This window comes from Palleronia rufa, from assembly GCF_000743715.1.
GTDB lineage: Bacteria > Pseudomonadota > Alphaproteobacteria > Rhodobacterales > Rhodobacteraceae > Palleronia > Palleronia rufa.
The window spans coordinates 183,219-197,719 of the sequence record NZ_JQEY01000004.1; the positions used below are offsets into that span (position 1 = coordinate 183,219).

Below are 14,501 nucleotides of genomic sequence, written 5' to 3' on the forward strand. Positions count from 1 at the left end.
CGGGCTTTTTGTTGTTCTGACGTTCCATGGCGCGTCTCCTACGTGGCGTGATGTCACCATCAAGCGCAAAACGGGCGCGCTGAGGGCGTTCGGGATCACATCGTCGGGAGGTTAGCGACCGCGGCTATTCTGCCACAAGGCGCGCTCAGCAGGCATCCGGGCTAGACCCATCCAGAAGCTCTATGATTTTTCGCCGGTCGAGGGGCTTGGGGACCAGAGTCACCCCCGCCGCCCGGCAGGCATCGGCGATGTCCTGGCGCCGGCTTGCCGAAATCACACGTGCCGGGACCGCCCCGTGACGGGACCGCAGGCGGTCCAGCACTTCCGTTCCGGTCATGCCACCGCCAAGCTGGTAGTCCAGCAGCGCGCGGTCCGGGGTAATGTCGATCTCATCCAGCAGCGCCAGGGCGCCTTCTCCGGTTTCGGCGTGGATGACGTGGCTGCCCCAGCTTTCGATCATCAGCGTGAGCGCGCCGGCCATTTCCGGGTCGTTCTCGACCAGCAGGACCACCAGGTTGCGGGTCCGGGGGCGAAGATCGTCCACGGGGTGGGCGGGGGCGGGCTCGTTTCCGACCTGTCCCAGCCGCGGCGCGGAGACGGCGAAGCAGGATCCCCGGCCGCGCGTGGAGTCGAGCGACAGCGGATGACCCAGCATCGCGCAGGCGCGTTCCACGATGGTCAGCCCCAGCCCCAGCCCCTTGGAGCCGGAGGCGGACTTGCCCAGCTGCCGGAACTCCTGGAAGACGGTGCGCTGGTCCTGGGGCGCGATGCCGGGACCGGTGTCGCGCACCTCGATCCGCGTATCGGAACCGCTGCGGCGGACCCCGACCAGCACCTTGCCGGTGTCGGTGTAGCGGATCGCATTGGTCACCAGGTTCTGCAGGATCCGGCGCAGGAACACCGGGTCCGAACGCACGACGTGCGAGCTGTCCACCATCCTCAGCGTCAGCCCCTTGGCGTCGGCCAGCGGCGTCAGCTCCGAACGAAGAGAGGTCAGGATGCGGCTGAGCGGCACCTCCTGGAGGCTCATCGCGGCCTGCCCGGAGTCGAGCTTGGAGATGTCCAGAAGCGCCTCGATGATCTCTTCGACGGAGGCCAGGGCCGACACCGCCTTGGCCGCCGTCACCCGCGCGGTGTCGTCCTGGGCGCGGTCCTCCAGGTAGGAGACGAAGAGCTTGGCGGCAGACAGCGGCTGCAGCAGGTCGTGGGACGCGGCGGCGACGAAGCGGGTCTTCGACGCGTTCGCCCGGCGCGCCTGGTCCAGCGCGTCGCCCAGCTCGTTGGTGCGCTCCTCCACCCGGCGCTCCAGAGTCTCGTTCACGTCGCGCAGGGCGCGCTCTGCCTCCCGCTCCGACGTCACGTCCGAAAAAGAGATCACGAAGCCGCGGTCGGGCATCTCCTGGGCGAAGACGGACAGGGTCTGCTGGCCCTGGCGAACCTCGAACGTGATCGGGCTGCGGGGCCGGGTCCGCTCGGCCCAGGCGGTCAGATCCGCCCGCGTGAACTGGCGCGAGAACGTGATCTGGTCGTCCAGGCGGACGAGCAGCGCGTCGAAGGAAATGCCCAGGACCTGCCCGTCTACGGGACGGGCCAGCAGCTTTTCCATGCGGTGGTTCCAGCCCACCAGCCGCCGTCCGGCGTCGAAGATGCACACCCCCTGGTTCAGATGGTCGAGGGTGGCGCGCAGGATCTGCGCCTGCTGGTCCATCATCCGGTCGCGCTTGGCCCGTTCGGCCCGCATGATGTCGGAGACGTCGGTCTGCAGGATCACGGTGCCGCCGTTGGCGGTCCGGTGCTCGCCCACCTGCAGCCAGCGGTCGCGGGTCAGGCGGACGTTGAAAATCACACTGTCGTCGGCATGGCGGCTCATGCGGCCGTGGCGCCAGCTGGCGGGCGTTTCGCCCTCGGACAGGTCGAGATAGACCGAGGTGGAGACCAGGCGCACGTAGTCGCCGAACCCGAGCCCCGGCTCGATCCGCACGGCGATATCGGCCAGGTCGCGGCAGAAGCGCGAATTCGACATCACCAGCCGGTCCTCCGCGTCGAAGAGCGCAAAACCCTCCCGCACCGATTCGACCGCCTCTGCCAGGTTGGCGCGGGCCGATTCCGCCGCTGCGTTGGCGACGCCCAGCCGGGCGTTGGCCTCATGCAGAAGGTCCAGCGTGCGCTCCAGATCCAGCGTGCGCTGGCGGACCTGCGCCTCCAGCAGAGTGGCGCGCTCGAACTGGGCATAGGCCAGGCCCGGATGGTCGCCGGCCTGCTCGACCTTGCGCATCAGCACGTCCGCGATGCGGACCAGCCGGGCGTGCTGGCGTTCCAGCGGTTCCGACGGATCGACCAGCCCCGGCAGCGTCATGGGCGGCGTCCCCCCGCGGCGGGCGGATAGAGAGCCACGCCGGTCATGGTGTGGTTGATATGGATCGGGCCGATCTGCTCGCCGTAGGTGGAAAAGCCCACCACCCGGTGGCGCGCCAGAACGTCGGACACGGCGCGGCTCTGCTGTCCCTCCTCGGCCTCGATCCGGCGCAGGATGCAGTCGCAACCCAGGATGTCCGACGGGGCGGTGTGGACCGACAGGGCGGAGAGCTCCCGCTCCAGGTGTTCGGCCATGTCCTCGGACCGGGCGACGGACAGCACCATCCCCTCATCTATGGCGGAGAAAAAGACCAGATCGCCCTCAGGGGTGACGCGCTGGATGGCGCGGACGTGATGCGCGTCGCCCAGCCGCACCACGACGGGGTGCGCCGCGAAGGCGAAGGTGTCGAGCTGGTCGGGATCGCGGCCCACCACGCGGGCGTATTCGCGGGCGGCGGGGGCGGCGTTGATCTCCTTGACGGTACGGGTCTCGGGATCTGCCGCCGTGACGACCATGCGGGTTTCGGTGGGGGTGAGATGGTCCAGGCTGAACACCTGCGCGCGGCAATCCGTGGCCACCAGCGTGACCACGGCGGCGCCGTCCAGCACATCGCCGTTCACGGCCATGCGCGTCCGGCCGAAGGCCCGCCCGTCGCCGGTGGACCCGCCGAAGAGCGACATGTGCCCCAGGGCGGGGGCAAGGGCCGCGACCAGCGCATCCTCGCGCCGCGACAGCCCATCGATCAGCGCGAAGGCGAAGAGCGTGGGAAAGGCCTGCGCGCGCGCGGCCAGGTCGATGCGGGTGCGCACCATCCGGTCGGCCAGCGCGGCCCCGTCGAACGCCGCAAGGTCCGGGACGACCAGAAGCTCGGTCGCGAAATGGGCGGCGGGCAGGCCGACGGCGATGATCGCGTCCTCGGCATAGCCGTCCGGGCCGATTTCGCCCGCGGTCGAACAGGCGACCGTATGGCAGCCGGGAAAGGCGCGGGCGGCGTCCCGGGCCACCCGGTCGAAATCGGCGCGGGGGCTGACGAAGAGAAACAGCTGCGACAGGTCGGTGCCGGCGAACCGCCGGGCCAGCGCGGCCATGGAGGCGTCATGGGCCACCGCGGCGCGCAGCAGCAGGCCCGTGTCGCGGGCTGCCGTTCCGGGCCGTGTCTCGGTAATCCGCGCGATGGCCGGTGTCCTCCCCGCCGCGCAGGATGGGTCAGCCGTCGCGGGTTGGCAAGATCGACGCGAACTTGGCCTGTTGCGCCACCAGCACCGCCTGGGTGCGGGACTGCACGGCCAGCTTGCGCATGATGGCGGTGACATGCGCCTTGACCGTGGTTTCGGCGATCGACAGGTCGTAGGCGATCTGCTTGTTCAGCTTGCCGTCGCAGATCAGCTCCAGGATGCGGGCCTGCTGCGCGGTCAGCGACGACAGCCGCGTGACCGCGTTCGCCCGGTCCGACGGCTGCGGGCAGTCCACGAAGTTCTCCGGCAGGTAGGTGCGGCCCGCGAGGATCGCCTCCAGCGCGGCGCGGAACTCCGCATGGGGGCTGTGTTTGGGCACGAAACCGGAGGCCCCGGCTTCCATCGCTGCGGCGATCATCGCGTTGTCGGCCATGGAGGAGACCACGATAACGGGCGTGTCGGGGGCCTGCGTCTTAAGACGGATCAGCCCGTCCAACCCGGTGACGTCCGGCAGGTTCAGGTCCAGCACGATGACATCGCGGCGTCCGTCGCGGGACAGGATCTCAAGCCCGCCGGACAGGGTGTCGGCGGTGGCGATATCCTGGCACTGGGCGGCGTTCTTCAACGTCAGCTCCAGCGCGTCGCAGAACAGCGGGTGGTCGTCGATGACGAGCGCCGAGCGGGTCTGTGTCGCGGTGGGACTCTGGTGTGCCTGCATTGTGGCACGATAGCCCGGCGCGCGGGGCGCGTCATGGGGGAAAAAGGTCGGGTGCGGGGACGGCGCCGGGGTGCGTCCGGCGGCGCGCGGAGCCCGCATCTCGTCCTGCTGTCTGCCACCCGGGGGAAGCCGGTGCCGTTCCGGCGGCCTGCATCTTGACGGCGGCGCCGGCGCAGACCCTGCCGAAGCTGTCCGCTGCGGCCTTGGAATTCGGCACCCTGAACCGGGAGCCCGGCGCGGGCTTGTCTTCGATCCGGCCGCCTTGGACAGTCCGCGGTTTTCTGCGCTGTATCGCCGGACTCGACCGCGGGTATCCCGGCCGGATCGACGCGCCCGAGGCGGTGGCGACGATCTTTCAGGAACCCGCGCGCCCGCCGTGGCGGACGCTGGCCGATGAGATAATGGCGCTTTTCGTGCGCCTGCGCGACGAGACCGAAGCCACGACGGTATTGGTCACCCGTGCGGCGGAGGCGCAGCGCCTCGCCACCCGGGCGGTGGGTCCGGACGGCCCGCCGGCCCGGGTCATGTCCGACCGGGTGAACCGTCCGATGGCGCCCGCGCGCCGACAGGCGCCGCGGCGCGGGCGGCCATCAGCCCTTGCGGCGAACAAGGCCGCGGGCCGGGTCGTATCCCCACAGGGCGAGCGCGGCGAAGGCCAGCGTGGCCAGCAGCGTCCAGAGCAGCGCCGCCGCGTTGAGTTCCGTGTAAAGAGCGAAGCGGATCAGCTCGACCGCGTGGGAGAACGGGTTGGCCGCGCTGACATCGCGCAGGAGCGGAGAGGATTCCGCCATCTTCCAAAGGGGGTACAGGGCGGAGCTGAGAAAGAACATCGGGAAGATGACGAAGTTCATGACGCCCGCGAAATTCTCAAGCTGCTTGACGAGGGACGACAGCGCCAGCCCGAGCGCGCCCAGCATCAGCCCCGCAAGAACCAGGGCCGGCAAGACGGTGAGATAGCCCCAAGGCGGCATCTCGATCCCGAAGGCCAGGGCGATGGCGAGGAACGCGTAGACCTGCAGGACCGAAATGGCGGTCGAGGCGATCAGCTTGGACAGCAGCAGCCACCAGCGCGGCAGAGGGGCCGTGAGCAGGAGGCGCATGGATCCCATCTCGCGGTCGTAGACGAGAGAGAGCGACGACTGCATCCCGTTGAAAAGCAGGATCATGCCGCAGAGCCCCGGCACGATGTAGGTCTCATATGTGATGTAGGTCTGGTAGGGCGGCAGGATCGACAGGCCCAGCGCGGCCCGGAACCCGGCGGCGAAGACCAGCAGCCAGACCAGCGGACGGACGAGGGCGGCGAGGAAGCGTTCGCGCTGATGCAGGAACCGCAGACCTTCGCGGGCGACGATGGCCCGCAGGGCGATCAGCCAGGTCACCGGACGGATCCGGCAATCGCGCCCCCGGCGCACGGCGCGGCCTGTGCGGCGCGGTGCGCAGGTTGCCCAGGTCCGCGACCGCGGCGGGTCCGCGCGGACGCCGATCCCTCCCGTCTCATGGACCGACCCGGTCCGCAGCGTCGGGCGCGCCGGTCAGCGCCAGGAACCTGTCGGACAGGTCCACGCCTTCGGCGATCCGCGAAGCTGTGCCGTCGCGCAGGATGCGGCCCTGGTGCAGGACCAGGAGGTGGTCGTCGGGGCGAATCTCATCGGTCAGGTGGGTGGCCCAGAGCACCGTCAGCCCGTCGCGCGCCAGGTCGTGCACATGGGCCGTGATCGCGTGCCGGGAGGCCGCGTCCAGCCCCACCGTGGGCTCATCGCACAGCAGCACGGACGGCGCGTGGATCAGGGCGCGGGCCAGTTCCGTCCGCCGGCGGTGGCCGCCGTTGAGGTCGCGGACCCGCTCGCCCGCGCGCTCGGCCATGGAAAGGCGGTCGAGGCTCCGGTCGATCCTGACGCGGGCATCGCGCCCGGACAGGCCGTGGAGCGCCGCGAAATAGTGCAGGTTCTGATGCACGGTCAGATCCAGGTCCAGCGTCGGCTGCTGGAACACGATTCCCATGCGGCCCAGCGCGCGGCGCGGATGGCGCGACAGGTCGTGACCGGCGATCGTCACCGTGCCGGACGGGGTGGTGAACAGCCGGGTGAGCAACGCGAACAAGGTGGATTTGCCGGCCCCGTTCGGCCCCAGAAGAGCCGTGAACCTGCCCGGCGCACAGGCAAAGGATACCCCGTCCAGCGCCCGCCGGGCGCCATAGGAGAACGACAGATCTGCGACGGTGAGGCCTTGGGTCATGGCGCGATGAAAGGCGATTCCGGCGGCCAGCGGAAGGGCCGCGGAACGCGACCAAGGTGCCGGGTCGGGGCGCGGCGGATCCGCCGTAGGGCAAGGTTTTGCGCGGGGAAGCGGCGGCGGCACGGTCCGCGAGGTGGGGGCAGCCCCCCGGCGTGCGGCCCCACCCGAGTGCGCACCCTATCCATAGGTCTAATATCGCTTGCCGCATGGACCGCCCTAGCCTCCGGCAAAAGGGGAGAACGTCGTATGGAGCTGAGCGGACACCGTATCGTCGACGCCCCGCGCGCAGAGGTCTGGGCGGCACTCCTGAATCCGGACGTGCTGAAGGACTGCGTGCCCGGCTGCCAGGAGATGACGGGAAACCCCGAGGACGGGTTCGCCGCGACCGTGGTGCAGAAGGTCGGCCCGGTAAAGGCGACGTTCAAGGGCGTCGTGACCCTGGAAGACATGAACGAGCCGGAAAGCCTGACGCTGAACGGCGAGGGCAAGGGCGGTGCGGCCGGCTTCGCCAAGGGCGGCGCGAAATGCGTGCTGTCGGAGGAAGGCGCGGGCCAGACCCGGCTGGAATACGATGTGGAAGCCAAGGTGGGGGGCAAGCTCGCGCAGCTGGGCAGCCGCATCATCGACGGCTTCGCCAAGAAGATGGCCGACCAGTTCTTCGAGGACTTCAAGGCCCGGGTCGAGGGCGGCGGTACCTCGGCGGCGCCCGCGGCGGCGGATGCGGCATCCGCAGAGCCGGCGCAGAAGAAATCGTGGTTCGGCCGCCGGTCGGCCGAGTGATGACAGGACCCGTAGGGAGGATTTGATGAACAGGATCGAATTGAAGGTGAACGGCAAGACGGTGTCCGGCGAGGTCGAGGGGCGAACCCTGCTCGTGGACTTTCTCCGCCAGACCCTGCGACTGACCGGCACCCATGTGGGCTGCGACACCTCCCAGTGCGGCGCGTGCACGATCCACATGAACGGCATGCCGGTGAAATCCTGCTCGGTCCTCGCAGCCGAGGCCGACGGGGCGGAGGTGACCACGATCGAGGGGATGGCCAATGCCGATGGCTCTCTCAACACCATGCAGCAGGCGTTCCAGGACTTCCACGGGCTGCAATGCGGCTTCTGCACCCCCGGCATGGTGATGGCGGCCACGGCACTGCTTCGGGAAAACCCCAAGCCCAGCGAGGGCGAAATCCGCCACTACCTCGAAGGCAACATCTGCCGCTGCACCGGCTACCACAACATCGTCAAGGCGATCCAGGCGGCGTCCGGACAGGACGTGACGCCCGTCGCGGCGGAGTGAAGATTATCGTATAAGAGAACGATTTTTCTGCGAAAATCGTTCCACAGGGAGGCTACCACATGCCCAAAGACGGCGGTATCGGCGCCAGCACGAAACGGCGCGAGGACGTTCGGTTCCTGAGCGGGACGGGACAGTACACGGATGACATCAACCTGCACGGACAAGCCCACGCCTATTTCCTGCGCTCCGATGTCGCCCACGGGACGATCAACGGTATCGACACGGAGGCGGCCGAGGCGATGCCCGGCGTGCTGAAGGTCTTTACCGCCAAGGATTTCGAGGGGGTGGGCGGCGTGCCCTGCGGCTGGCAGGTCACCGACCGGTTCGGAGAGGTGATGCAGGAGCCCAAGCACCCGGTCCTGGCCGAAGGCCGGGTCCGCCACGTGGGCGATCCGATCGCCGTGGTCGTGGCCGAGACGCTGGCCCAGGCCCGCGACGCGGCCGAGGCCATCGTGCCCGACATATCCGATCTGCCGGCCGTCGTGGACCTCAAGGCGGCGCTGGAGGACGGTGCGCAGAAGGTGCACGAAGAGCTTAAATCGAACCTCTGTTACGACTGGGGCTTCGTCGAGGACAACCGCGACGCGGTGGACGAGGCGATCCGGAACGCCCATCACGTCACCACGCTGGAGCTCAGGAACAACCGGCTGATCGCCAACCCGATGGAGCCGCGCGTGGCCGTGGGCGACTACAACCGCGCCAATGATGAGCATACGCTCTACACCACCTCGCAGAATCCCCATGTGATCCGCCTGTTGATGGGTGCGTTCGTTCTGGGCATCCCCGAGCACAAGCTGCGCGTGGTGGCGCCCGATGTGGGCGGCGGTTTCGGCGCCAAGATCTATCACTACGCGGAAGAGGCGTTCTGCACCTTTGCCGCGAAGGCCCTCGGGCGTCCCGTGAAATGGACCTCATCGCGGTCGGAAGCCTTCATGTCCGACGCGCACGGCCGCGACCACGTGACCAAGATCGAACTGGCGCTGGACAAGGACAACAACTTCACGGCGCTCAGGACGGAAACCTACGCCAACATGGGCGCGTATCTGTCGACCTTCGCGCCGTCGATCCCCACCTGGCTGCACGGCACGCTCATGGCGGGCAACTACAAGACGCCGCTGATCTACGTGAACGTGAAGGCGGTGTTCACCAACACCGTGCCGGTGGACGCCTATCGCGGTGCCGGACGGCCGGAGGCCACCTATCAGCTGGAGCGCGTCGTGGACCAGGCGGCGCGGGAGCTGGGCGTCAGCCCGATCGAGCTGCGCCGCCAGAACTTCATCACGGAGTTTCCCTACGCCACCCCGGTGGCGGTCGAATACGACACCGGCGACTATCACGCGACGATGGACAAGCTGTTGGAGATGACCGACCACGCCGGGTTCGAGGCCCGTGCGGCGGAGTCCAAGAAGAACGGCAAGCTGCGCGGTTTCGGCCTGGCCCACTACATCGAGGCTTGCGGCATCGCGCCGTCGAACCTGGTGGGACAGCTGGGCGCCCGGGCGGGTCTTTACGAAAGCGCCACCGTGCGGGTGAACGCCACCGGCTCGATCAGCGTGATGACCGGCTCTCATTCACACGGGCAGGGGCATGAGACGACCTTCGCGCAGGTGATCTCGGAGATGATCGGGATCGACGCGAACCAGGTCGACATCATTCACGGCGACACGGGCCGCGGGCCCATGGGCATGGGCACCTATGGCTCCCGCTCGATCGCGGTGGGCGGGTCGGCCATGGTCCGCGCGGCGGAGAAGGTCATCAACAAGGCCAAGAAGATCGCCGCCCATCTGATGGAAGCCTCGGAGGGCGACATCGAGCTGAAGGACGGCAAGTTCTCTGTCGCCGGGACCGATAAGGAGGTCGCCTGGGGCGATGTCACACTGGCCGCCTACGTGCCCCACAACTACCCGCTGGAAGACATCGAGCCGGGCCTGGAAGAGACGGCCTTCTACGATCCGGCCAACTTCACCTATCCCTCCGGCGCCTATGGCTGCGAGGTCGAGGTCGATCCCGAGACCGGCAAGGTCGAGATCGTGGGCTTTGCCGCGGCGGACGATTTCGGCAATGTCATCAATCCGATGATCGTCGAGGGTCAGGTCCACGGCGGGCTGGCGCAGGGCATCGGACAGGCGCTGATGGAGAATTGCGCCTATGACGCGGACGGTCAGCTGATCTCGGCCAGCTACATGGACTATGCCATGCCGCGCTCTTCGGATCTGCCGATGTTCAAGGTGGACCATTCCTGCGTGACGCCCTGCACCCACAATCCTCTGGGCGTGAAGGGCTGCGGCGAGGCAGGGGCCATCGGTTCGCCGCCCGCGGTCGTCAACGCCGTGCTCGACGCGCTGAATCGCGGCGGGCACAAGGTCGCCCATATCGACATGCCGACCAGCCCGGCGCGGGTCTGGGCGGCGATGAACAAGACCCCGATGGCCGCGGAATAGGGAGAAGCGGAGATGTACGATTTCGAATTCGAGCGGCCCAGATCCATCGCCGATGCGGTGAAGGCCCTGAAGACCGAAGAGGCCATTGCCTTTTCCGGCGGGCAGACCCTGATGCCGACCATGAAGCAGCGTCTGGCGATGCCGTCCAAGGTCGTGTCGCTGACGGCGATCGAGGAGATGCGGGGGGTCCGGCAGGACGGCTCCGGCATCTGGATCGGCGGTGCGACCACCCACGCCACCGTGGCGCGGGAGACCAAAGACAGCTACCCGGCGCTGTCGTCGCTGGCTGCGCGGATCGGCGATCCGGCGGTGCGCGCGCGCGGCACCATCGGCGGATCGGTGGCCAACAACGACCCCTCCGCCTGCTATCCGGCGGGGGTTCTGGCCTCCCGTGGGGTGATCGTGACCGACCGGCGGGAGATCCCGGCGGACGATTTCTTCGAGGGCATGTTCATGACCGCCCTGGAAGAGGGAGAGATCGTCACCGCGGTCAAGGTCGAGGTTCCGGAGACGGCCCATTATGCCAAGTTCATCCAGCCGGCGTCCCGTTTCCCGCTGACGGCGGTGTTCGTGGCGAAATACGGCGATGGCGTCCGGGTCGCGGTCACCGGCGCCTCGGAAAGCGGCGTCTTCCGCTGGACAGAGGCAGAGGACGCGCTGTCGGGCGACTGGTCCGCAGATGCCGTCGACGGTCTGTCTGCACCGGACGGGTCCGACATGATCTCGGACCTGCACGGAACGGGCGACTACCGTGCGCATCTGGTCAAGGTGATGACGAAACGCGCGGTCGCGGCCTGCTGAACGGCACTGAAAGGCTCGACATCGGTCAGGTGGCGCGGTCCGGCGGAGGGGGCGCTGTCGGTGCCCGCGGATGCGTCCTGGTGGGCGGTGCCGCATTTGGGGAGCACACGGGGACCGGACGCCCGCCGGGATCGCCGGAGGCGGGTCCAACCCGAAAGGTCGGGGGGCCGCACGATGGGACGAGAATCGCGCTGTCGGTCGCGAACCTCCAGCGACCCGTAGCGCCCCGGTACGCCCCAAAGCCGGACGGCCTGACCATCGCCCTGTCGCCGGGCGGGCTCGTGGCCCCTTGGCCGGTCACCGCCTAAATACCGGCGGCCGGGCGTTTGGCGCATCGTCTGTTCAGAGGCGGCGAAGGGCGATCCGTGTGTTCACATCGGGTGAACGCTCTTCCGGGTCGCGGCGGGATCTTCGATCGGCATGGTTCTGGGCCTCGCACTGGGACATGTGCCGCGGCTGGAACCGCTGTTTCGGGCCGTGAGTCGCCGTGGCCCTGAACGTGCCCGCCCCGGTGTTGATCGTGTTCTGCTATCTCTGGGTCGGTCTTAGCGACGGGGCGTCGATCACCATCCTATCGGTAAACGGGGCGGCCATCGTCGCGGTTCACATCCGTGAGCGCGTCTCGCCGCTGGACCCGAAGCTGGACGCCATGGCGCGGGCGTTCCGCATGTCGCGGCACCGCTTTGGCGCATCGTCCTTCCGCAGCGCGGGCCCTTCGTCGCGGCCTCCACCCGCAGCGGACTGGCCATCATCTGGCGGTGGAATTTCTGCGCCGGTCCGTGATCGGGTTTCACATCTATCGCTGTCTCCCGCTTTTCGAAGTCGGTGACGTGACGGCCTGCAGCCTCTGCGCCGTGGGTGCGATGGTTGCCATCGAATATCTGCTGCTCCAAACCGGGGAGCCGCGCACGACCCGGCGGCGTACCTGTCGGCGGCTGGGCGCGCGCGAAGGGTTCGTGACTGGGCCGGGCGCCGCCGTCGGCGGGATTGTGCATTTGGATCGGCGCCCCCATGCGCGCCGTCCCCGCCGTTTCGGGCGACCGGGCGCCGGTCGTGCGGCGGGCGCGCGGCAGGGGATGACGGGGCGGGGCAGGGCGTGATGGATGGTCTGGCCGGACCGGAAACATCCGGGCGGTCAACCTTCAGACAGGAGAAGACCAGATGAAAACCACCACCACCCTGGCAACCCTCGCCGCGATGGCGACCTTCGTGCCCGCCGCGCTGATGGCGCAGGACGCCCAACTGGATGCCAACATGGACGGCGTCGTCACCTATGACGAGGCCGCGATGGCCATGCCGGACCTGACGGAGGACGCGTTCATGCAGATGGACGCCAATTCCGATGGCGTGCTCGACGCGGACGAGCTTGCCATGGCGCGCGATGGCGGCATGTTGCCCGATGGCGCGGCCGCGCCCGACGCCGGGTAGAACCCAATGCACCGGTCGGGCATGTCCCTGCCGGTGCAACCCCGGGCGTCCCGACCCGGCACCCTCCGGCGGGCGTTGCGGCGAACCCCGCCGCGCAATACGCTGCCGCAGGGGTGCGACGGCACCGGGCCGCGCGGGGGTTCCGGTCAGGGCGCCGCCCCGGATCAGCCTCGGCCGAGCGCCGCGACACCCGTGCGCGCCATTTCGGTCAGGCCCAGGGGGCGCATCAGTTCCGCGAACGCATCGATCTTCTGCGGACTGCCGGTGATCTCGAATGTGAAATTGGCAAGGGTGGAATCCACGACGCTGGCACGGAACACATCCGCCATGCGCAGCGCCTCTACCCGCTTGTCGCCTTCGCCCGCGACCTTGAAAAGTGCCAGTTCGCGTTCGACGCACGGACCTTCGACGGTCAGATCGTGGACTTCGTGAACCGGTACGATGCGGCCGAGCTGCGCCTTGATCTGCTCGATCACATGGGGCGTGCCGGTGGTGACGATGGTGATGCGCGAGGTATGGCCGGTGTGATCGATCTCGGCCACCGTCAGGCTCTCGATGTTGTAGCCGCGCCCAGAGAACAGGCCGATCACCCGTGCCAGCACGCCGGCCTCATTGTCCACAACGACCGCCAGGGTATGGCGCTCGATCGCATCGGAATTCGGGTTGCGCAGGTCATAGGCGGAATGCCGGGACGAGCCCTTCTTGATGTTCAATGCGGTCATGGCGTTTCTCCCGGTGTTCGGGGCCTTATCGCCGGTGGCGGGGGGTGGGGCAAGCCGGTTGCCGGGCGGGCCTACCAGAAGTGTTCGACCTGCACCCCGAAGGTGGCGCCGTCGGTGCCGCCATAGACGGGCGCGATGTCCTGCCTCTGGGCCACGTCGTTCCAGTCGGCATAAGTGGCGTAGAGACGGAGCGACGGTCGGTCGAAGAACTCCGGCCCGCCCGGCTTCCACAGAAGCGCGCCGGTGATCTTGGCCAGGCGCGCGGTCTCGCCGTCGTCGCGGGTCAGATCCAGCCCCGCCTCTATCGCGCCGTGGAAATCGCCCGCGATGCGCCAGATCGGCCGGGCGCCCAAGGACAGCCAGTCGCGCTCATGGCTCTGCATCTCCAGGACCGAGGTGGTCTGCATGGCGAAGTCGCCGCCGCGATTGGTCAGGTAGGATGCGATGAGACGCGTGCCGATGGCGTCCGAAGGCGCGCCTGGGTCGGAGAAGTAGCGCATCGTGCGCCCCGCCCCCCAGCCCAGCTGGCCCGAAACGGTGAGCGTGCCGTTGTTCCAATCACCGATATCGGACTCGACGTTGAGCGTGCCGCCGGTGTCCGAACGCACATCGGCATCGTCCCGCGCGAACCGAAGGTCGAGAGCGCCGCGCCAGGTCAGCGCGTCGGAAACCTCGTTCTCCAGTCGCACCTCGTACCGGCGGTAGGGGGTAACGTTGTTCAGCGCGCTGGCCATGTCGAACGTGGATTCGTCGAAGTAGCTGAGCGAGAGCTGACCGTAGCCGGTCTCGATCTGCTCGACCCCGAACCCCAGGCCGGTGCCGTTGAAGTAGAAGAAATCGTGGATGTGGACGTCCTGGCGCTTGTAAAAGCGCTGGCCGGCCCAGAACTTCGCACCGGCAAGCGGCCCGTCCTGCACGAAGTCGTCCAGCCCGATCCACGCTTCGACGGTGTAATCCTTCCAGGTGTCGTAGTCGTTGTACTCCGTGCCGATAAAGGCGGCGCGGTAGTTGATATCGACGCTTGCGCGCGGTCCGTCGGCGTCGCCGAAGGTCAGGATCAGGCCCGGTTCGACATATGTCTCGCATTCGTTGCCAAGCCGGTATTTCACCGGCGCGTCGGGAAGCTGAAAGCACCGCTGCGGCCCGCCACCCGAACGCCCGCCGACCCCGGCGCGCAGGTAGCCGAATGTCTTGAGACTGACGGTAGGGCTTTCGTAGAGAACCGGCCATTCCGCGGCGAGTGAACCGGTGGCCGCAATGCAGCCAAGAATTGCGACGAAACTGACACGGTATCGCATGAACTCACACCCCCGTTACCTGAGCGTGACGTCTCG

The 14,501-nt window shown here is 68.1% G+C and carries 12 protein-coding genes; 5 read left to right on the top strand and 7 right to left on the bottom strand.

The genetic code is table 11. The features are described 5' to 3' along the window. Nucleotides 1-145: 145 nt before the first annotated feature. The 5 genes from KW83_RS08265 to KW83_RS08285 all read right to left on the bottom strand — a co-directional run bounded on the left by KW83_RS08265 (nucleotide 146) and on the right by KW83_RS08285 (nucleotide 6,484). Entirely contained in the window at nucleotides 146-2,356 is a 2,211-nt protein-coding gene (locus tag KW83_RS08265) for a hybrid sensor histidine kinase/response regulator (protein WP_036177234.1), read from the bottom strand. Further along, nucleotides 2,353-3,444 (bottom strand): FIST N-terminal domain-containing protein, encoded by a 1,092-nt coding sequence (locus KW83_RS08270; RefSeq protein WP_235191383.1) that lies wholly within the window; start codon nucleotides 3,442-3,444, stop codon nucleotides 2,353-2,355. Before KW83_RS08270 ends, KW83_RS08265 begins: the two co-directional genes overlap by 4 nt. A gap of 118 nt (nucleotides 3,445-3,562) precedes the next feature. Continuing rightward, entirely contained in the window at nucleotides 3,563-4,249 is a 687-nt protein-coding gene (locus KW83_RS08275; protein ID WP_036177422.1) for a response regulator, read from the bottom strand. Between the two features lie 590 nt (nucleotides 4,250-4,839). Then, nucleotides 4,840-5,637, bottom strand: a complete 798-nt coding sequence (locus KW83_RS08280) for an ABC transporter permease (protein WP_036177425.1) — start codon at nucleotides 5,635-5,637, stop codon at nucleotides 4,840-4,842. A gap of 106 nt (nucleotides 5,638-5,743) precedes the next feature. Beyond that, nucleotides 5,744-6,484, bottom strand: a complete 741-nt coding sequence (locus KW83_RS08285) for an ABC transporter ATP-binding protein (protein WP_036177236.1) — start codon at nucleotides 6,482-6,484, stop codon at nucleotides 5,744-5,746. Nucleotides 6,485-6,730: 246 nt separating this feature from the next. Between KW83_RS08285 and KW83_RS08290 the strand changes: the two genes are divergently transcribed. The 5 genes from KW83_RS08290 (at nucleotide 6,731) to KW83_RS08315 (ending at nucleotide 12,445) form a co-directional block, all read left to right on the top strand. After that, the gene (locus tag KW83_RS08290; RefSeq protein WP_036177242.1) at nucleotides 6,731-7,264 is read left to right on the top strand and encodes a CoxG family protein; all 534 of its coding nucleotides are present in this window, start codon (nucleotides 6,731-6,733) and stop codon (nucleotides 7,262-7,264) included. A 25-nt stretch (nucleotides 7,265-7,289) separates the two neighbouring features. After that, nucleotides 7,290-7,775 carry a (2Fe-2S)-binding protein gene (locus tag KW83_RS08295; protein WP_036177244.1) on the top strand — a complete coding sequence of 162 codons (486 nt, stop codon included), beginning with the start codon at nucleotides 7,290-7,292 and terminating at the stop codon, nucleotides 7,773-7,775. A gap of 59 nt (nucleotides 7,776-7,834) precedes the next feature. After that, on the top strand, nucleotides 7,835-10,216 hold the full coding sequence (locus KW83_RS08300; RefSeq protein ID WP_036177246.1) for a xanthine dehydrogenase family protein molybdopterin-binding subunit: 2,382 nt from the start codon (nucleotides 7,835-7,837) through the stop codon (nucleotides 10,214-10,216). 12 nt (nucleotides 10,217-10,228) lie between these two features. Continuing rightward, on the top strand, nucleotides 10,229-11,017 hold the full coding sequence (locus KW83_RS08305) for an FAD binding domain-containing protein (RefSeq protein ID WP_036177248.1): 789 nt from the start codon (nucleotides 10,229-10,231) through the stop codon (nucleotides 11,015-11,017). Between the two features lie 1,161 nt (nucleotides 11,018-12,178). Next, nucleotides 12,179-12,445: a hypothetical protein gene (locus KW83_RS08315; RefSeq protein WP_036177252.1), complete on the top strand. Its 267-nt coding sequence runs from the start codon at nucleotides 12,179-12,181 to the stop codon at nucleotides 12,443-12,445. Nucleotides 12,446-12,609: 164 nt separating this feature from the next. Here KW83_RS08315 and ilvN read toward each other — a convergent pair whose 3' ends face one another. Both ilvN and KW83_RS08325 read right to left on the bottom strand, forming a co-directional pair. Then, on the bottom strand, nucleotides 12,610-13,167 hold the full coding sequence (ilvN, locus tag KW83_RS08320) for an acetolactate synthase small subunit (protein WP_036177260.1): 558 nt from the start codon (nucleotides 13,165-13,167) through the stop codon (nucleotides 12,610-12,612). A gap of 71 nt (nucleotides 13,168-13,238) precedes the next feature. Then, entirely contained in the window at nucleotides 13,239-14,465 is a 1,227-nt protein-coding gene (locus tag KW83_RS08325; RefSeq protein ID WP_036177261.1) for a carbohydrate porin, read from the bottom strand. Nucleotides 14,466-14,501: the final 36 nt, after the last annotated feature.

Bases quoted from the DNA above. Each gene is read 5' to 3' on its own strand.
- KW83_RS08275 (WP_036177422.1), bottom strand. From the start codon at position 4,249: ATGCAGGCACACCAGAGTCCCACCGCGACACAGACCCGCTCGGCGCTC.
- KW83_RS08285 (WP_036177236.1), bottom strand. From the start codon at position 6,484: ATGACCCAAGGCCTCACCGTCGCAGATCTGTCGTTCTCCTATGGCGCC.
- KW83_RS08290 (WP_036177242.1), top strand. From the start codon at position 6,731: ATGGAGCTGAGCGGACACCGTATCGTCGACGCCCCGCGCGCAGAGGTC.
- KW83_RS08315 (WP_036177252.1), top strand. From the start codon at position 12,179: ATGAAAACCACCACCACCCTGGCAACCCTCGCCGCGATGGCGACCTTC.
- KW83_RS08270 (WP_235191383.1), bottom strand. From the start codon at position 3,444: ATGGCCGCGCTGGCCCGGCGGTTCGCCGGCACCGACCTGTCGCAGCTG.
- ilvN (WP_036177260.1), bottom strand. From the start codon at position 13,167: ATGACCGCATTGAACATCAAGAAGGGCTCGTCCCGGCATTCCGCCTAT.
- KW83_RS08305 (WP_036177248.1), top strand. From the start codon at position 10,229: ATGTACGATTTCGAATTCGAGCGGCCCAGATCCATCGCCGATGCGGTG.
- KW83_RS08265 (WP_036177234.1), bottom strand. From the start codon at position 2,356: ATGACGCTGCCGGGGCTGGTCGATCCGTCGGAACCGCTGGAACGCCAG.
- KW83_RS08325 (WP_036177261.1), bottom strand. From the start codon at position 14,465: ATGCGATACCGTGTCAGTTTCGTCGCAATTCTTGGCTGCATTGCGGCC.
- KW83_RS08295 (WP_036177244.1), top strand. From the start codon at position 7,290: ATGAACAGGATCGAATTGAAGGTGAACGGCAAGACGGTGTCCGGCGAG.
- KW83_RS08300 (WP_036177246.1), top strand. From the start codon at position 7,835: ATGCCCAAAGACGGCGGTATCGGCGCCAGCACGAAACGGCGCGAGGAC.